This window comes from Lederbergia ruris, assembly GCF_018332955.1.
Lineage (GTDB): Bacteria > Bacillota > Bacilli > Bacillales > Bacillaceae_C > Lederbergia > Lederbergia ruris.
Genome location: NZ_BORB01000023.1, coordinates 1 through 19,503 on the forward strand (window position 1 = coordinate 1; position 19,503 = coordinate 19,503).

A 19,503-nucleotide genomic window follows, 5' to 3' on the forward strand; every position below is an offset into this window, starting at 1 on the left:
CTACCAATCTTCAATTCGGACAGTGGAACCATGTCTTTGGCGATCCAATTCTAACGGAAGCCGTAGTGGATCGCCTAATCCACCACTCCCACCTCATTCTGTTTGGGGGTGAAAGTAAACGAATGAAAGAGTCTATGATGATGAAAAATTAGAGGTTGGCAAGTGGTTTACAAAAAGGGCTGCCGTTTCATACATTTTACACTTGCCAAATACAGGGTGGATATACTTTTCAATTAATCTTAAAAAATACAAAATCTGAAACTGATCGTATAAAATTAATCTATTTTGTTTATCTACTGTAAAGGTTAAATGGTAATGTGTTTGGATGATGTTTATTAGCGCGTTATTCTCTTCCACTGTAAAATTATCTGTCGATAAAATTATTTTTTGCGGAATTCCTCTCTCTTGCTTCAAATGACCATCATCTTGATACCACCAAGCAAGGGCTGGTTCGTTTAAATAATTTGCAATAAATTCTATTGGTAATTTCTTTACTCTATTTTTATACCAAAGTTTTTCAAGTTTTGTTATGACTACATCTGTCTTAGATTGAACAAAAAAGCATTCAGTAAACCCTTTCTGAATTCTTGGATCCAGAACCATTTTATATTTTGGAGGATTCAAAGGAATAAATTCCTTTAACTGTTCATAGCAATGCTGTGACCAATCAAAGTCAGCCGCTCTATGGATAAACTGAAATCGTGGTTTTCTTCCCTTCTGCTTTGTAAAACATCCGTCACCAAGTAGCTTGCCTGTCATCATTGATAAAAAGCCCTCATTATTACAGATCATTACATTTTCCCTCCATCTTATTTAAATTGTTTAAATTGACTTCATCCTATTTTTCCACTACCAATTCCTATGATCTAAAACTATACCTTATTGAGGAAGTTTTGTGGAATGGGGACTTGGAAAATAATATTAGCCTTTAGCAAAATGACAGAGATTGGAATAACCATAAATTGGTATATGGCACTAGATTATAAAATCTTTTTAGAAAAAGAGTCTTACTTCATGGAAAATCAAACAAAGTTTATTTAGATGGAATGCCAAGATCCCAATAAACTGCATTGGGATCTTGGCACTTTCCTCACATTAAAATGGAAGAATCAGGCTGTGTTAATCCATAATGATATTCAGAAGCTTCTTTGGCAATCGAAATACCATATTTTTCAAGCTCTTTATGAATCATTTTACTGTCTGCTAGACCTTGGCAATAGCAATGTTCAAGGAAAATGCCATACATATGGCTCCATTCTGATTCTAGATCGCGAAGTAACTTCTTTTGTTCTTTCGTCATTAGCGATTCTTCTAGTTGTGAGAGGAGGCGGCTACTATTTTCTTCTGCCTTAAGGTATTCTTCGTCGTTTCGAACCCTTGCAAATGCGGCTTGATGGACTTGTTTGAAAAAGATGACATCGATAAACGCTCTTTTGACCACATTGTGATCGTATGGAAAATGGTCTTGCTGTTTTTCTGTTTCATAGTTATGCTGATCCTCGTAAATTCGTAGCGTCCGGAAAAAGTTTATTGGCTTATTCTCCAAGCCTGAGTTATAAACCATTGAATTTTTTACTGTATATTGTTCGGTCTTCATGGAAACTCCTCCTATTTAGTGTATAAGTTTTATTATTGCGCTTACATTTCCCTTGCTGATAAGGAGGCATTCCGTATATAATAGGATTGCAACCTCTCAGAAGGGTGCAATGGTAGGAATCCGTTTGTTTTTTCGTAAGGGCGGGTTCCTATTCTATTATCCTGCTATCCTGTACACGTATGTCCCTTTGTCCCATCCCATTTTCATCGATACATTCAAACATTAATGTCTCTACTACCACATTCATTTTCCCCTTTCACAATGAGGGAATTTTCCAAGGTTTTCCTATGAATATACTGTCACCTCCTATATACCATTATACACATTTTAGAGAACGTTTACAAACGTGTGTTTGTTTTTTGTGTACTTTTTTATAGAGTTATTTCCTTGTGAAATAGGTAATAAGTGGCTGTAGATAATATATTTACAGAGTGAAACTAATACATCAGGAAATCTTATTAGCATGATTGCATATGAAAGAAGCTAATATGGACTTAGAAATGACCAAGTATACAAAAAAGTAATATCAATATCCCTCGCGGTCCGTTTGAGCCCATTGTATAGGAGCATACAAACCATTGTGCGCTAGATCCCGACTTATATTAAAATTGAAAGGGTGTAAAGCATGAGTGATTTTCGTAAGAAATACGCTGATATTGTTGGTGAAAAAAGAGTGGATTATTTAAGAATGCAAGGGTATTTTGCAGCTCAAATAAAGAAAAGAAGACGTGAATTAGGGTGGTCCCAACAGCAATTAGCTGATTTAATCGGAAAACCGAATTCTACGATAGGTCGTATAGAAGCGGGATTAACATTCCCTGGACTAGACACTCTTTATGATATCTCTAAAGCCCTTAATATTCCGTTTGTAATCGATGGAAGGAATGATCATAATCCGCATGGTAGTTTTGCCAAAATATGAATTTGTGGTTGGTTAGCTTCTAGGTTGTGAGGTTGGCCGGTTTAAGTACACACTCTATATCAGCCCTAGGGCTCTTCTTACCTTCTAATCTAAAAAATAGTAGCACAAACCATGGATCTAGTCTGTGCTACTAATGTTTTGTTGTTAAGCCAGGTAACTATAAAATTCTAGCTTGTGGATAAGTGCTAATAGCGGGTATTGACGTCTGGCTCCAGCGCCCAGCGACTAGCAAACTTTCGGTGCCTTCCTACGATAAGTCAACATCAGCTCGCCTTTTAGGCTCACTGTGTTTCCTTTATCTCGTCAGGCCCCTAAAAAGTTTGTACGTCGCTAAACGGGCGCTTGCGCCTTTGTTCCTTACTTGGGGGACAGTCCATTCGCTTTTCTAAGGAGAGAGAAGTACTGATCTGCTCTGACAATTTGGTATTCTGGGCCGAGAGATTCTGTAAGTTCTAGTACATCGGATGGCCTCATACTCCATGCATTGATACCGATGGAAATGAAGGTAGGTGATTCGCCATCCCAGTCTTCCTTATAGTTTGCTAGTAAATCCTTACCATCTTGAACAGTTGCGATTCCTCGCAAATACGAAATAGGAAAGCTACCGTTCATAATGTCGGTGCCGACTTTCTCTCCTCCACCGAGGAAAAGACCCGGAAGTTTATAGTGTTTTTCATATGCAGCTGCCTGTGATTCGCTTAAAGGAAGGTCTGTTGCTACATCCCGGTTCAAGACATAAGGATAGGACATATCACTTTTCTTGAGATATTTATAACCATCCTTCAAGAACTTCGAAAGGTTTTCTTCTGGCCAGGCATATGGACTGAAATACCCTGCTCCAGACGGTCCAGCAACTAGAAGGTCATTTTCCGTTGCAGTTGATTGGAAATAGTGTAGGATGGCAGGGGCCGCCTCATAGAGCAGTGGACTTGATGTCCAGTTAATCGGTACTTTGCCGCGAGCGGGATCATCCCATAAAGAACGCATATGATTCTGGTCATATTGCAAGTTATCGCCTTCACCAAAAGTGTACGTTACATAGATTTTGTTTTTTAATTTTGGTGTAGGTTGTTTTCTCTCTTTTACCTTTTTCGCTTTTGTTCCTGAGAAGACGGTCATGTTATGAAACCAGTCGGAAGGTAGAACATAGACACCGTGCTTAGATGTTATATCAATGCCGGCGACTTCGCCTTCAAAGTCGTTGTCGAACCACCCCAGATAAGGTGTTCCTGGCTCGACATCTGACAAAATTTTCTCGAAAAGTTCCTTTTCTTCTGGTATGCTAGTAGACAACCAGAAGACCATCGCTTTGTTTGCAACAGCATAGTCACGTAGATATCCGTAAGGTTCTTTCTGTTCAGATGAGAGGGGGCGAACATTGCTTGCGGACACTTTGTATTGGTTCCACATATCGACAGAGATTGTCAACTGCTTTGTGTCTACAGGCGGTTTAAATTCGTATAGGAAGTAGTTGCCATTATCAGCGAATCTGTGATCACTTCCGGGTAAAAACTTAGAACCATCTCTGTCATATAAAAACGCTTCTTCTTCAGGCGTACCGGTTTTAAATTGAGCGATGATCTGTCCGTCTGCCTTCACGATTACCTCATGAACGGCTGGTCCCCAACCATCTTGAGTAAAGGCATCGTTGAAGCGTACATATACCGCCTCTTTTCCCAAAAAAGAAGACAAGTCAAGCTCATGCGTTTTTCGGTTGCTACCATCTCGCACTTGTTCCGTCTCAATCGCTAATGTTTGAAAAGAATCGTAATTGTCTGGTGGGATTGGAACTGATGTGTTCGGACTTAATCCAACTAACATTCTCTTAGTCGTTTCGCTCCAAAGATTCTCATATTGCCACGAGTACGCATCCAATCGATTTTTAAATTTGCCTTGCAAGTCTTCGATCACCTTAAGATTGTAAGGTTCGGCGGTCAATTCCTTCGCAAGTGCAGGACTTGCCACAACGGCATCTTTTAGCCCAGCCAACGTAGTCGCCACGTTAATGGAATCTGGGATTTCCGGATCGTATACGATCACCCCTTTTAATTCGTCTGCATAAGACATAAAGACATCCATGGCATCGTCATGACGGGTATAAGGAATTTTTAGATCATGCAGCCACGGATCCACTTTATTCTGTTGTACATACATTCGTGGTTTCTCCCGATTGACAATTCCTTGAAGGGTTGTTAGAAGAATTTTGATGTCTCCTGGTGCATCAGAAACATTGGTAACATCTAAATGCTTAGCTTTTGCAAAGGTAGGAAGCTCCTGGTGCTTCGGCCATTTAATGGAGCCATTGTGCGTGTTTGAGTCCGCGGAAACGGGTGCTTCAAACGAAAGGGACAACATAAATAAAAGAGCCAGACTAAAAATGGTCAGTTTTCGAATCAAATTTTTCACATCTCCCTATATTAATATTATATGTTGTGCTGGAACAGCTGAACATCGTATGACTTCCCGCTTCACCTCCTTTATAGGTTAAGTTTATGTTTATGCAAATCATTAATGACATTTCATTCATAACATGTTAGGAATAACTTTTGCTATATGTGCAATTTCTTTGCGACCTCTGTCAACAGCGGAGGGAACGAGGTAACTGGTTTAACTAGAAATTTAAGTTCAATTAATATAATATTATATTAATTGAACTTAATTGAGAGGTGTTACATTTGAAACCGTTGTACGAACAAATATATGAATCATTAAAGCAAGATATAAAATCAGCGAAGTATAAAGTGGGTGATCAAGTCCCGTCAGAAAAAGAGTTGTCTACCTATTATAACGTCAGTACGATTACAACTAAAAAAGCTTTGGAAAAGCTTGCGAATGAGGGTTTGGTTTATCGAAAACGCGGAAGGGGAACTTTTGTTGCGGAAAATACTAGTGAGGTGGATCATGTAAAAAAAGATTTGACAAGTGAAAAACTGTTGTTTGGTTTGGTTCTTACTGGTTTTGATGAAAGCTTTGGGAATGATTTAATCGCAAGCCTTGAAGAGGCATCTCTGGACAAAGGTTTTATTATTTTAAGACGTTCTTTAAGTATTCCGAGTCGAGAAGACAAGGTAATCAGAGAACTACTTGAATACGGAATCGATGGTCTCATCATCATCCCAGCCAAGGCTGAACATTATAGTTTAGAGATACTTAAAATGGTAGTGAATAAATTCCCTTTAGTATTAATTGATCGCTCATTTAAAAGATTAGCTGCTACGACGGTGTCAACAGATAATAAACAAGCGGCTAAAATGGGAGTAGATCATTTATTTGATCTTGGACACGAAAATATAGGTGTTCTAATACCGAAAGATAACGATACAACGGCTATTTATGATCGTATTAATGGCATTATAGAGGCATTTGCAGAGAAAAAGATTGTCGTTAATCGGGAGCTTTGGTGTTCAGATATAAAAAGTCCACATCCCACTGATGGAGATCTAAAGAAAGATATAGAAACTATAAAAAATCATCTTAAGGAGAATCCAGAAATTACGGCTTTGTTTGCGCTTGAGTATAATATCGCACTATTAGCAAAACGGGCTGTCGAACAATTAAATCTAAGGGTACCTGAAGACATATCGATTCTCTGTTTCGACAGTCCTCCGCGAAATACGTTGGAATCGAATTTTACTCATATTGAACAAGATGAAGAAGTAATAGGTCGATTAGCCATAAGCAAATTAATAGAAATGCAAAAGGGTGATTTTACAATTGAAGATATTCATGTGCCAGCAAAACTTGTGATAGGTGATTCAACTAAAAAATTGGATAGGTAAACATTAAATATATTCCCATCTCAAATAGATGGGTATTTTTTTGTGGTTAAGCCAGGAAATTATAAAATTTGTCGCTTGCGGATAACTGTTTACGTTGCGGTTTGACATCCAGCTCCAGCGCCCAGCGACTAGCAAACTTTCGGTGCCTTCCTACGATAAGTCAACATCGATTCACCCTTCGGTGTCTAGCTACAGGCGGTAGGGGCTCGAGGTCAAATAACCCTAAACCTAGGAAGGGAAAAACCGCCCTTCCTAGGTTTAGGAACATTTGCTTGTCGCCCCTAAACAACCACCTTCCGCTTTTCGTGGTTCATCGTGTTTCCTTTATCTCAGCCAACAGGATGTTGGTCAGAACGGCGTTGCGCCAGGACGGCGCGATTTTAGCCGTTCAGCCTTATTATCCAAGTTTGCCGTCGCTAAACGGGCGCTTGCGCTTTTGTTCCTTATTTCATGCTAAAACCTGGGGGACCGTACATGGAATGTAATACACTGGGGGAACTTTTTAAGTAATATTATAATTGAATGATAAAACATATTGACATAATAATAGGTTAAGATTACACTTGTTTGTAATCGGATACATATTGCTTTTGGGTGAAGCTGTTTTGCTGTATTCAGTATTTTAAACTGAATTGAAAGGAAAGTGAGGAAGGGATGAATCATGTAGGTACAGTCAGTACACAGACTACTCGACCCAATCTTAATAAAAATAACAAAAAGAGCCTTTGGGTCAGAATTTGGCAGCATCGCTTATTCTATCTTTTTATGCTCCCGGGTATTGTTTGGTTTTTTATTTTTTCGTATATTCCGATGTATGGTTTAACAGTAGCATTTAAAGATTTTAATTTTGTTGGCGGAATTACGGGGAGCCCTTGGGCAGGATTGAAGTATTTCAAAGAGTTTTTCCAGTTTTATCAATCCAAGGAAATTATTCGCAATACCCTTACGATCAGTTTAATGAAATTGGTCATCGGATTTCCGATGCCGATCATATTTGCCTTACTATTAAATGAAGTAAAAGCCCTTAAGTTTAAAAAAGTAGTACAAACGATTTCATATTTACCTCATTTTATTTCATGGGTTGTCGTCGTTACCATTTTACAACGAATGCTTACTCCATATGGTGGCCCTGTAAATGAATTTATCTCTTCTTTAGGTTTTGACAAAATCCAATTCCTAGGCAGCCTTTCTTATTTTTATCAGGTTATTATCCTATCAGATATTTGGAAGACAGTTGGCTTTGGGGCAATTATCTATTTGGCCGCGATTTCAGGAGTTGATCAGCAATTATATGAATCTGCCAAAATGGATGGAGCCAATCGATTTAAACAAATGTGGCATATTACATTACCTTCTATACGCCCTGTAATGGTTATTATGTTCCTGCTAGCATGTGGAAATATTATGACCGTTGGTTATGAACAATTGTTGCTTTTGAACACTCCTGCAACCGCTTCAATTGGCACGGTGTTAGACGTATATGTCATTCAATCCGGATTAGAACAAGGTCGAATAAGTTATGGGACGGCGGTAGGGTTATTCCAAGGCGTCATAGGAGTGATTCTCATTATAGTAGCGAATAGCATCAGCAAAAAGGTAAACGAAACATCATTATGGTAGGGGAGGTTCATGTATAAAATGAAAAAAAGGTGGTCATTATTTTCCGTTATTAATTACCTCTTTCTCGCTTTATTTTCTTTTACAACATTATATCCGTTTATTTATATCATTGCCTATTCATTAAGTGATGGTGTAGAAGCGATGAATCATCCCATTTACTTTTTGCCACGAGGGTTCACGTTTGAGAATTATGTCACTATTTTTCAAGATAGTAAATTTTTAGATGCGTACGTGATTACGATCCTAAGAACAATTATTGGGACATCTTTGCATGTCTTTCTTTCAGCGCTATTTGCTTATGCTTTAACAAGAAAAGAATTGCCAGGTAAAACCTTTTTAACTTTCTATATATTTATTCCATCGATTTTTGGTGGTGGTATGATTCCTAACTTCATTTTGTATCGTGAATTGGGCTTAATAAATAATTTTTGGGTATATGTTTTCCCATTCTTGTTTAGTTTTTTCCATATTATCATCATGCGTACCTTCTTCCAACAACTACCTAGTTCTTTAGAGGAATCTGCGCAAATAGATGGTGCCAGTAATTTTCGGGTTTTTATGAAAATTATCCTGCCTTTATCGATGCCAGTTCTTGCGACAATTGCTTTATTCCAAGGAGTGTTTCACTGGAATGATTGGTTTACCGGAACCTATTTTGTGACAAAAGAGTCTTTACGACCCGTGCAAACATTACTGAATCAACTATTAACAGAATCCGAAGCTTTAGCGAATGCCGCTCAAAGGGCGTCCCAAACAGGTACGACTGTTTCAAACGGGATGATTACGGTTACACCAGAGTCGCTGCGGATGGCTACATTAATAGTGGCCACTTTACCGATTATTTGTATCTACCCATTCTTACAGAAATATTTTGTAAAAGGAGTCATGATCGGCTCCATCAAAGAATAATAACTTCTTCATCGTTATGATGAAGATGATTATACATGAAAAAGTTCAAGGAGGGGTTACAATGAAGGGCAAATTCATCAGGATGTTAATGGTATTCATGACGGTTTTACTATTTAGTTTTTTAGCTGCATGTAGTGATGAAAGCAGTAGCAATCAGAAGGATGGAGAAATCACCCTGAAAGTATTGCATAACTGGAATGGATCAGGAGCGGGTGCGCCGCCAAAGGATAATCCAGTTGCGGATAAAATAGCAGAAAAAACTGGGGTAAGATTGGACTTTGAATATACGAATGGTAGTGAAGTAGAAAAATTGACTCAAGTATTGGCAACGGGTGAATTCCCTGATGTGTATATAGGTCCAGCCTGGGGAAAGGAATCCGAATTATTATTGCAAGCTGCTAATCAAGGAATGTTGCATGACTTAACGCCATATATAGAAAAGTATTCTAATTTGGCTGAGGTGGTTAAAAAAGAAAATATGTCCACTGCTTTATACGATAATATTATGTCTAAACAGCAAGGTGGTCAATATCTTCTGCACTCCGCCTATCCGGCTACGGAAGAGGATATTGATGACTGGTTATATGAGTTATATGTAAATAAAGATATAGCAGATGAATTAGGAGTGGATCCGGATTCTGTACAGACGCCTGAAGACCTTTATACCTTTTTGAAGAAGATTAAGGAAGGGGGATTTGAGGTAAATGGCAACGCGGTGTTTCCGCTAGGTGCCTATGATAATGGCTGGCCACTAGATATTACGTCTGAGATGTTTGTCCCTGTTGCTGGTGCTGGCGGTTGGTTTATTGATGACGAAGGGAATGCAAGGTATAACTTTATGACAGAGGAATATGAGGAATGGATTCTTTTCATGAGAAAACTTATGAGTGAAGGATTATTAGATCCTGAAGTATATTCCCATACAGGCACCATTGCCAGGGAAAAAATCACTCAAGGCAGGTATGCTGTCATTCCAAACCAGTTCCCAGGACTTTGGAATGATACAAAACAAGGCGGGCTGGAAGACAAATATGTCCCACTTGGCCCATTGGAAGATTTTAATGGGGATCGGTATCGCACAGAATTTAATGTTCAAGGGAGTCAGTTAGTGGCTGTCTCTGCGGAAGTTTCTGAAGAAAAGCTAGAGGCTTTCGTCAAAATGTTTGATTATTTATCTAGTGATGAAGGGTATCTTTTAGCAAATTTTGGGATTGAAGGGGTCCATTATGATTTAGAGGACGGCGAGGTGGTAGCGAAGGAAGAGATGGTACAAAAAATAGAGGATCAAACCTTTAAAGAGGAAGGGGTGGGTCATTATATTGCTTTTGCTGGTTTAGACCGTGGGAATTCTCTTGGGGGTGGACCGTTTGCTCATCAATTTGATAAACAATATAAAGTCAAAGATGAATTTATAGAGATTGTTAGAAAGGATGGAATAAAAGCGACTACCGGAAGTGATCCAGATTTAATCTTAAAAGCTCATCCGAATTTCGCGCAAATAGAACCGATTACCCTTGTAATGGGGGATACTGTACAACAGGCGATTCACGCTAGTACTGAAGAAGAGGCACTTAGTATTATTAATAAAACTCGAGATGCTTTAAAGGACGCAGGGATCGAAGAAGTGGCAGATGAAATAACCAAGCAAGCTCAAAATGGTACAGAATTTATGCGCTATCGAACTTCAAATTAATGTCTAGCTTAAAAAGGATGCGATTTTAAGTCCTCTTGCTTGCCTAAAAGAGGGAACTTAAATCTAATCAGGAAAAAAGAGGAGTGGGATAATGGGAAATTCACTTAGACCTCCGGCGGTGCCATTAGTAACGGTTGACCCCTATTTTAATGCTTGGTCCAACGCGGATCATTTGTATGATGATCATGTACATCATTGGACATATGATAAAAATGGACAGTCTGGTATTTTTGGAATGGTTGGAATGATCAGGATAGACGGAGAAGTTTGGCGTTTTATGGGGCAAGTGCCCGACACTGAACAAGAATTAAATGTTTTGGAACAAATTCAACTAACTGTAAAGCCTTTATCAACTATTTATACTTTTCAAGGTGCAGGAATCACACTTCAAGTCGATTTTACAACGCCACTCTTATTAGATGATTTGGATGCGCTCTCTAGACCAGCTTCGTATATCACATTTGATGTGTGGGCGGATGATGGAAAGGAGCATGATGTACACATTTATTTTGATGTGACAGCGGAATGGTGTGTCCATGAAACAAGTCAACAAGTGACATGGTCACGATCCACCTTAGAAAATGATATAGAAAATATGTGGATCGGAACGGTCGATCAGCCTATTTTGGAACGAAAAGGTGATGATACACGGATTGATTGGGGATATTTTCATTTATTGATCCCTCATGCAAGTGATACTGTATCTGTTATTCATTCCCATAACGTGCGGAAGCAGTGGATCCATACAAACTCCCTACCTGATAAAGATGATCGTCAAATGCCCCGCGCAGTAGAAGAGAATACTCCTGTGATGGCGGTAGTATTAGATTTTAAATCGGTCGATGCAACGAAAGAGACAAAATTTTTAACGTTAGCCTATGACGATATTGATTCCATTGAATATTTTCAGCAAAGACTTCCAGGTTACTGGAAAAGAAAAGGGCAAACATCAGAGCGAATGTTGACATTGTCTATAACGGAGTACCCCAAACTTATGAAAGCCTGTAATCAGTTTAACGAAAGCTTGATGCAAAAGGCAACAGATGCGGGAGGGACAAAATATAGAGATATTACTTCTTTGGCTTATCGGCAAGCTGTTGCGGCTCACAAACTTGTCCTTGATGACCAAGGGGATTTGTTATTTCTCTCAAAAGAAAATAACAGTAATGGCTGTATAGGTACTGTCGATGTAAGTTACCCATCGATCCCGCTATTTTTGCTCTATAACCCTGAATTAGTAAAAGGGATGATGCGACCTATTTTTCGCTATGCCAGATCTGATGATTGGCCATTTGAATTTGCTCCACATGATGTTGGTGTATACCCAATCGCCAATGGTCAGGTTTATGGGGAGAATAAGCTAGAAAATCAAATGCCGATTGAAGAATGCGGCAATATGCTAATTATGATGACGGCAGTCTGTTTAGCCGAAGGAAAGGGCACTTTCGCAAAAGAGAATTGGGATTTACTTACCGGGTGGGCTAAGTACCTTGAAAAGAATGGATTAGATCCAGGGAATCAACTATGTACAGATGATTTTGCTGGTCATTTAGCCCATAATGCCAATCTATCCATAAAAGCCATTATTGGGCTAGGGAGCTATGGAATCTTATGTGAATTATTAGGGAAAAAGGAAGAACAGAGGAAATATACCGATTTGGCTCAGCAGATGGCATTAGAATGGGAAGAGATGGCAGTAGACAATGATCATTATAAATTAACGTTTGACCAATCTGGTACTTGGAGTCTTAAGTATAATTTGATTTGGGATACAATCTTTTCCCTAAACTTATTTTCGAAAGAAGTAAGGGAAAAAGAAATATTGTATTATTTGTCAAAACAGAATCGTTTTGGTACACCACTTGATAGTCGAGAAACCTATACAAAAGCAGATTGGCTTGTATGGGCTGCGGCTTTAGCTGACCGGAAAGAGGATGAGCGTTCATTGATGGAACCACTATGGGATTTTTTAAATGAAACAGAGGATCGAGTTCCATTTTCCGATTGGTTTGATACGAAGTCAGCAAAAAGATTAAATTTTAAAAATCGATCAGTTGTAGGTGGATTATTTATGTTGATGTTAAAGGAAACGGATTGGAAAAAGGCCAACGCATAATGATTCAATGGGAGGGGAAGGAACAATGGAGAATACTAGATTGGCCGAAAAAACGGGTTTCCAGGAGCGAGTAGCCTATCACCCTACAATTGATTTGAGAACGGATTTTGTCATGGTGTATGGTATTGATGATTCGATGCCGAAAAGAATAAAGGAATGGCAAGGTCGTGGGTACGTGGTTCATCTAATGACAGGTGTGGCGTGGGGCGAATATCAGGATTATCTATATGGCGAAGTGGATGGAAGAGAACATTGGGACGAAGCCCAGAAAAATCGCTTTGGTGAAATCATTAGCCACGGAAAAGATGTACCCTATATGGTCCCAACAATCGCTTTCACCAACTATTTAACTGAAAGGATTAAAGTGGCTGTAGATGCTGGTGTAGAAGCGATTCACCTTGAAGAGCCAGAGTTTTGGGTGGAAGGTGGTTATTCTGAAGCTTTTAAGAGAGAATGGCAGATCTTTTATAAGGAAGCATGGATCCCACCTCATGAATCAGTAGATGCTCAGTATCGAGCATCAAAATTAAAGGCTTATCTGTATACACGTTGTTTGGATCGGTTATGTGCCGAACTAAAGGAATACGCGCAAGTAAGGTATCAGAGAACTTTACGTTTCTACGTTCCTACTCATAGTCTGATTAACTATACACAGTGGAGAATTGTGAGTCCACAATCCCAGCTGCTTAGCTTACCGACTGTTGATGGATACATTGCACAGGTATGGACGGGTACCTCGCGTACGCCCAATGTATACAACGGTATCCGAAAGGAAAGGACATTTGAAACAGCATACTTAGAATATGGAATCATGCAGGAATTAGTGCGTGGGACCGAAAGAAGAATGTGGTTTTTACATGATCCAATTGAAGATAACCCGAATTATGATTGGGATGACTATCGAAACAATTATTATAAAATCGTAACTGCTTCTTTATTTCATCCAGCTGTTCATCGCTATGAAATATCACCATGGCCAAACAGAGTATTTAATGGATCTTATCCTAAAAAGAACGGGCAGGGTAAAGAAGCGATCCCACCAGAGTATGCAACTAGTTTGCTTATATTGATGAATACATTGCGTGATTTTGACCAAAGCGAGATTGAATGGGTTGGGAAAATGGCCCCGATTGGTGTTCTGCTTGCTGATTCCACTATGTTCCAACGCAACCATCCTGATATTTTGGGAGAGGATGGCTCGCAAAAATATGATGGAACAGATGCGGAGATGCTGAAAGGGGACAAAGCGCAGGAATTGCTTGATTGGTCGGAGTTCTATGGTCTGACGTTCCCCTTGTTAAAATCAGGGATTCCAGTAAGACCTGTTCAGTTAGATAATATTAGGCGCTTTTCTTCATATCTAGATGACTATCAAACATTGATTCTAAGCTATGAATTTTTGAAACCCGAAGCACCTGATATTCATCTTGGTTTAAGTCAATGGGTGCAAAATGGTGGCCGTTTACTTTATGTTGGTGATCATAGTGATGATTATCACCATGTAAGAGAATGGTGGAATTCGAATGGCTCTTCATATGAGAATCCGGCTGAACATCTGTTTGAAACGCTTGGACTTGAACGAAAGTTGGAACAAGGCACCTATCCAGTTGGAAACGGGATTGTCAGTTTTCTTCCCTTGCACCCAAAGGCATGCGCTCAAAATCGACAAAACGCGGAGTTGTTGAAGGATACTGTAAGACAGCTATTTTCAACAAACGATTGGGAGGAAAAAAATTATTTGCTTCTGAAGCGTGGACCTTACATCATTAGTGCTGTAATGGATGAATCATTAAGTGAGGAGCCTCTAAAATTACAAGGTGTATATGTCGATTTATTTGACCATCATTTACCAATACGTAAAGAAGTTGTGGTTCAACCGGGAAAGCAGTTGCTCTTGTATGACCTAAATTACCGAACAACCAAACAAATGGATTGTCAAGTGATCGCTTCATCCTCAAGAGTGGAAAACATAGTGAATGATGGCAGTGAAATTGACATGTTACTGACAGGACCGTTGGGGATACCTGGAATCAGTAGATTAAGATTTGCCAAAAAACCATCGAAAATACGAATAAAAGAAAATGCACAAGATGGCTATCAGGATATTAGATTTGTTTGGGATCAAGAGAGTCAGACTGCCTTGGTGCGCTATGAAAATAAGCATGATGGTATCAACATGAAGATCTCTCCTTAGCGTCAGCGGCTAGGTGAAACAATCGTATATAAAAATGCTCCCGGAAAGTAACAGACAATCGTTATTTTACCGGGATTTTTATTTTGTCTGTATCCTCGTACAGTTTCGGGACGAAGCAATGAAGACGGGATTCCTGAGAAATGTTCACCTAGTTCTCGCTATCATGGATATTACCTGTAATAATTGTGCTAAAATAACGTTATAAACAGGTAAATAATCTGGAGTGAAAAATTTGATGAACCATACATTTATGAATAGTGATGAAAATCGCTTTGGTGAATCTTTACCCCCGGGTAATGGAAAGCCTTGGGATGATTTTTTCTGAAATTGACCCAGTAACTTTACAGAAAGATTTTTGTTCAAAAACACTTGTTCTTATTGTGGAATTATGCTACTCTATACCTAGACCCTCATCATGGCAATGACACCACTACATCATAAAGGTTGTGGTACCATGACTGTCCTCTCCATTGTAAAAGAAAAACCCTCTTCCTATACAAAACATGACCAACTGTTCAAACAACTGATTCACACATTTTTCAAAGAGTTTTTAGAAGTATTTTTTCCAGAGGTGCATGAAAATATTGATTTTCATGCAATTCGCCCATTATCGGAAGAGGTCTACACCGATTTGATTGAAGGAAGGACACGACGTCTTGATATCGTTGTCGAAACGAAACTGAAGGGAACGGATGTGGTGATCATTGTCCATGTTGAGCCACAAAGTTCTGCTCAGGCCTATTTTCACGAACGCATGTATCAATATTTCAGTTTGCTCTACAACAAGTATCGGAAGCCTATTATCCCCATCGCTGTTCTAACTTATCCAGAAAACTGGGAAAAGAAAAAGTACATGATGGCATTTCCCTTTTTTCATGTTTTGACGTTTAATTATCTAACATTGCATTTGCGTAAGCAAAACTGGCGCAAATTTGTCCATTCGGATAACCCAGCAGCGGCTGCATTAATCAGCAAAATGGGCTATACAGAAAAAGAAAGAGTTCAAGTGAAAATTGAATTCCTGAAAATGATGACAAGAATGAAACTAGATCCGGCCAAACAGCGACTGATCTATGGATTCTTTGAAACGTATTTAAAATTAAGTGATGAAGAGGAGGAACAGCTAATGGAGGAAATTCAAAATTTGCCAGATGCCGAAAAAATTATGGAATTGCCCATTTCGTATGAAGAAAGAGGGAAGAAAATTGGTAGACAAGAAGGGAAGCAAGAAGGAAAACAAGAAGTTGCATTTCAAATGTTAAAAAAAGATCTTCCCCTTGATTTAATCGTTGAGGTTACCCAGTTAGATCGACACGAGATTGAAAGGCTTCGTAAGCTGATTTAAACTATTACCGTTTATGTATCGAGTAACAGCTTGTAATTTTTCATCAGAAAATATAGCCATAAAAAAGACACCCCAATGGTTAAAGATTGTGTCTAACAATTGGGGTGGTCGTTGATATTGAAACCATCCAGGCTCGCGGTTCCCTTGTGTTTTATAAATTTTCTTTCCCAGCTACTCCGTTAATAGAATAGCTAACGGTCATATCGACATTTAAAGAATGGGCAACGGAACAATATTTATCCTTCGATAATTGAATGGCACGTGCAACCTTATTTTCAGGCAATTCTCCTTCTAAGGAGTAATGGATATGAATATGGGTATAACGTTTTGGTACTTCCTCTGCACGGTCTCCGTTCACATCCATACTAAATGCCGTTGGTTCTATGCGCATTTTTTTCAATATGGAAATGATATCAATTCCCGTACACCCTGCTACAGAGAACAAAAGAAGTTCCATTGGTCTAGCTCCAGAGTTTTGGCCGCCTATTTTTTCAGAAGCATCCATTCGAATTTCATGTCCTGAGGCAGTCTTTCCCGAAAAGGCCATACTGCCTTGCCAATTTATTGTCGACTTCATTTTTTATCTCCTCTCATCTTTTACTATTTTAGGTTTTCTACTGGGAGACCTTTTGATTCGTATCAACCGAACCTTTTTCTTCCCACTTATTTAACATTACCGCATTTGCTGTATTTCCTACAACATTTAGTAATGTCCTAAAACCATCCGTTAGACGGTCAACACCGGCAACAAGCGCAATACCTGCAAGTGGAAGATCGGCAGCTGTCAACACAGTAGACATCATGATAATCCCCGCACCCGGTACACCTGCTGTACTGAATGAAACAACGAGGGCACTAATAATAATCGCCACAATTTGTGTACCAGTTAAGTGGACATCAAATAGTTGCGCCACAAACAATGCGTTAAAAGTTTGCATAATACAAGCACCATCACGTTTTAAAGCTGTTCCTAATGGAATAGCAAAACCTGCAATCTCCTCCTGCATGTTAAAGGCACTTTTCCCATTATCGATAGCAACGGGTAATGCGGCATTCGAGCTGGCTGTACCAAAGGCAATTCCGAACGTTGGTTGAAAACTTTTCCAAAAACGGATGGGCGAAATTTTGATTAGACTTAAGATGAAAGCATACGCGATGATCATAATGACAATGGCGATAATTAAACCAAGGATATACATGATTAATTTTTGCACAATATCAAAACCTTGGGTTGCAATAACCGAACTAATTAACGCAAAAACCCCAATTGGTGAAAACTTCAGGGCGATGAAAGTAATTTTTTCTATGATCCCGTGGAAGCTTTCAATAAATGAAAGAAATGGTTTAGAGCGATCTCCAGCCATTCGAATCCCAATTACAAAGAGTATGGCTGTAAAAATAATTTGCAACAAATTACCGGTTGAAAAGGCGGCAAATGGATTGGTAGGAATAATCGAAACAAGCCAATCAATAATCCCTTGTCCTTCCGGAGCCTCCTGAGCTGCTACCTCGCCTAAATCACCAACCGTTTTTCCCGGTTTTAATATATAGGCAGTCACAAAACCAATAACGAGTGCAAGAATGTTCGTCATAATATATAAAAATATTAATTTCCACGTCAAGCGTCCTACTTTTTCCGAATTACCAATACTGGAAAAACCGACAATCAATGACGTAAATACGATCGGTACAACAACAAACTGAATAACATTTAAAAAGGCCTTGCCCACTGGTGTTAACACATATTGATCAAGCTTTGGAACAAATTGTGGAAAAAAGAGATTTAGAATAATCCCAAAAATAATCCCCAAAACCAAACCAACTGTGATTTTCGTTGATAGTTTCATATTCGCCCTCCATAATTCCAACAAAAAAGATAGGAATAATATATTAAATTCTGATAGGATTGTCAAGCAGGAAATGAAATAGTATCCGCTTTTCACTAGGATGAAATTCTGAACTTTTGCCCCCGACACTATGTATATACAGAATGATTTTAAATTTAGACACCTGTAATATTCCTACTTACATATAAAAACACCACTACGAAAAATGGTTATTGTTGTTATTCTTTTTCTTTTTCTATTTCTTATTCTTCTTCTTGTTCACGCATCGTTGCACCGAATCGGCCACGAATCGATTTTCATTATGTTTATAGCAAATAAAAGCGTATGATCACGTAGTACTTATTAGAAAAAAATCAAATGGCTACAATCTACCTGGATGTAACCATTTGCAATTTGAGTTACTGTCCTTGTAGGTATAAGAGTCTCTTCGTTATTTTGAATCAATGGATCATGAGAACAAGACATGACTGTCACTCATAAATTTTGTCCGCATTTTTATAACGGATTTGCTCAGACTTAACAGTTTGTTTGTCCGTATTATCCTTCCTACCTATACCTTTTGAGTTTTTGTGATTAGTTGCTCCCCGGACTTTTCCTTTTTCAGTCACCTAATATATTCCTCCCTCCATCAAATGAAAATCTATCTCGTATCATGCCCCATTTTTTCATTCAAATTACTGACCTTTCTCTCCTTAACCAAATCTTAAATATGATTTTAATGGGAACGTCTCCTTAAAATGGGTTTCTCCCGACCGAAATGGGTTTCCATGGGGATAAATGGGTTTCTTCGGTGAAGAATGGGTTTCCAGTGGAAAAAATGGGTATCATTCGCGCAAAATGGGTTTCAAGGGGGATAAATGGGTCTCTCCGGCGAAGAATGGGTTCCCCCGCACATAATAGGTTTCTTCACCCCGAAAGGGACTTCTTCTCCTTTTGAACGGGTTTCTCAGCTATTGTGGAAAAATTTCGCATAATAAAAAGCAATTTTGTGATATAAATCACATTGATTTATCTATTGATCGGATATGATAAAATATAAGTACACAGGAGGGATAGAAGTGACAGAACCTCGTTTACAAACGTTGTATAGCCAAATTGGTGCGGAAATGGTAGAGAAGTTAGTCCAAGCCTTTTATCCGAAGGTTTATGCGAACCCAGTGATTAGCCCGCTTTTTGAAGGGGATATGGAGGAAATTATGGAGAAGCAGCGCATGTTTCTTACCCAGTTTCTCGGAGGACCTCCTTTATATAGCCAAGTGTATGGTCCCCCCGCGATGAGACGGCGCCATCTTCCCTTTGAAATAACGCCGATTCGTGCTGAAAATTGGTTGAAATGTATGAAAGAAGCTTTTGATGAGGTGGGATTGAGTGATCATCCAGCAGGAGATTTTTTCTTTCAACGTCTTACCCAGGTTGCTGCGATAATGGTGAATAGTGAAGATATCGAGGATTCCCAAGAGTAACGGGGAGTCCCATTATTT

General features: G+C 39.0%; 16 protein-coding genes. 10 read left to right on the top strand and 6 right to left on the bottom strand.

Features of this window, described 5'->3' with window-relative positions; genetic code table 11:
* Nucleotides 1-152: ATP-binding protein (locus tag KI363_RS13245; RefSeq protein ID WP_212966643.1), on the top strand; the 152-nt coding region annotated here is incomplete at its 5' end.
* Here the strand turns inward: KI363_RS13245 and KI363_RS13250 are convergent.
* Both KI363_RS13250 and KI363_RS13255 read right to left on the bottom strand, forming a co-directional pair.
* Nucleotides 133-792 (bottom strand): hypothetical protein, encoded by a 660-nt coding sequence (locus tag KI363_RS13250; protein WP_212966598.1) that lies wholly within the window; start codon nucleotides 790-792, stop codon nucleotides 133-135. The genes KI363_RS13245 and KI363_RS13250 overlap by 20 nt on opposite strands.
* A gap of 298 nt (nucleotides 793-1,090) precedes the next feature.
* On the bottom strand, nucleotides 1,091-1,597 hold the full coding sequence (locus KI363_RS13255) for a hypothetical protein (RefSeq protein WP_212966599.1): 507 nt from the start codon (nucleotides 1,595-1,597) through the stop codon (nucleotides 1,091-1,093).
* A 625-nt stretch (nucleotides 1,598-2,222) separates the two neighbouring features.
* On the opposite strand from KI363_RS13255, the gene KI363_RS13260 reads away from it, so the two are divergent.
* Nucleotides 2,223-2,519 carry a helix-turn-helix transcriptional regulator gene (locus KI363_RS13260; RefSeq protein ID WP_212966600.1) on the top strand — a complete coding sequence of 99 codons (297 nt, stop codon included), beginning with the start codon at nucleotides 2,223-2,225 and terminating at the stop codon, nucleotides 2,517-2,519.
* A gap of 357 nt (nucleotides 2,520-2,876) precedes the next feature.
* On the opposite strand, the gene KI363_RS13265 is transcribed toward KI363_RS13260, so the two are convergent.
* On the bottom strand, nucleotides 2,877-4,916 hold the full coding sequence (locus KI363_RS13265; RefSeq protein ID WP_212966601.1) for a GxGYxYP domain-containing protein: 2,040 nt from the start codon (nucleotides 4,914-4,916) through the stop codon (nucleotides 2,877-2,879).
* 278 nt (nucleotides 4,917-5,194) lie between these two features.
* Here KI363_RS13265 and KI363_RS13270 point away from each other — a divergent pair, with 278 nt between their 5' ends.
* The 7 genes from KI363_RS13270 to KI363_RS13300 all read left to right on the top strand — a co-directional run bounded on the left by KI363_RS13270 (nucleotide 5,195) and on the right by KI363_RS13300 (nucleotide 16,175).
* On the top strand, nucleotides 5,195-6,298 hold the full coding sequence (locus KI363_RS13270) for a GntR family transcriptional regulator (protein ID WP_212966602.1): 1,104 nt from the start codon (nucleotides 5,195-5,197) through the stop codon (nucleotides 6,296-6,298).
* A gap of 654 nt (nucleotides 6,299-6,952) precedes the next feature.
* Nucleotides 6,953-7,918 carry an ABC transporter permease gene (locus KI363_RS13275; RefSeq protein ID WP_212966603.1) on the top strand — a complete coding sequence of 322 codons (966 nt, stop codon included), beginning with the start codon at nucleotides 6,953-6,955 and terminating at the stop codon, nucleotides 7,916-7,918.
* Nucleotides 7,919-7,936: 18 nt separating this feature from the next.
* The gene (locus KI363_RS13280; protein ID WP_212966604.1) at nucleotides 7,937-8,827 is read left to right on the top strand and encodes a carbohydrate ABC transporter permease; all 891 of its coding nucleotides are present in this window, start codon (nucleotides 7,937-7,939) and stop codon (nucleotides 8,825-8,827) included.
* A 61-nt stretch (nucleotides 8,828-8,888) separates the two neighbouring features.
* Nucleotides 8,889-10,520, top strand: coding sequence for an extracellular solute-binding protein (locus tag KI363_RS13285; RefSeq protein ID WP_212966605.1), 1,632 nt, complete (start codon nucleotides 8,889-8,891; stop codon nucleotides 10,518-10,520).
* Between the two features lie 91 nt (nucleotides 10,521-10,611).
* Complete coding sequence (locus KI363_RS13290; protein ID WP_212966606.1) at nucleotides 10,612-12,636, top strand: glutaminase family protein; 2,025 nt, start codon at nucleotides 10,612-10,614, stop codon at nucleotides 12,634-12,636.
* Between the two features lie 25 nt (nucleotides 12,637-12,661).
* Entirely contained in the window at nucleotides 12,662-14,830 is a 2,169-nt protein-coding gene (locus tag KI363_RS13295; RefSeq protein WP_212966607.1) for a DUF4350 domain-containing protein, read from the top strand.
* Between the two features lie 454 nt (nucleotides 14,831-15,284).
* On the top strand, nucleotides 15,285-16,175 hold the full coding sequence (locus KI363_RS13300; protein ID WP_212966608.1) for an RpnC/YadD family protein: 891 nt from the start codon (nucleotides 15,285-15,287) through the stop codon (nucleotides 16,173-16,175).
* A gap of 151 nt (nucleotides 16,176-16,326) precedes the next feature.
* Here KI363_RS13300 and KI363_RS13305 read toward each other — a convergent pair whose 3' ends face one another.
* The 3 genes from KI363_RS13305 to KI363_RS13315 form a co-directional block, all read right to left on the bottom strand.
* Nucleotides 16,327-16,752 (bottom strand): OsmC family protein, encoded by a 426-nt coding sequence (locus KI363_RS13305; protein ID WP_212966609.1) that lies wholly within the window; start codon nucleotides 16,750-16,752, stop codon nucleotides 16,327-16,329.
* 37 nt (nucleotides 16,753-16,789) lie between these two features.
* On the bottom strand, nucleotides 16,790-18,022 hold the full coding sequence (locus tag KI363_RS13310; protein WP_212966610.1) for a dicarboxylate/amino acid:cation symporter: 1,233 nt from the start codon (nucleotides 18,020-18,022) through the stop codon (nucleotides 16,790-16,792).
* Between the two features lie 470 nt (nucleotides 18,023-18,492).
* Nucleotides 18,493-18,630, bottom strand: a complete 138-nt coding sequence (locus KI363_RS13315) for a hypothetical protein (protein WP_212966611.1) — start codon at nucleotides 18,628-18,630, stop codon at nucleotides 18,493-18,495.
* A gap of 450 nt (nucleotides 18,631-19,080) precedes the next feature.
* Between KI363_RS13315 and KI363_RS13320 the strand changes: the two genes are divergently transcribed.
* Nucleotides 19,081-19,485, top strand: coding sequence for a globin domain-containing protein (locus KI363_RS13320; protein ID WP_281414130.1), 405 nt, complete (start codon nucleotides 19,081-19,083; stop codon nucleotides 19,483-19,485).
* The last annotated feature ends 18 nt before the right edge of the window (nucleotides 19,486-19,503 follow it).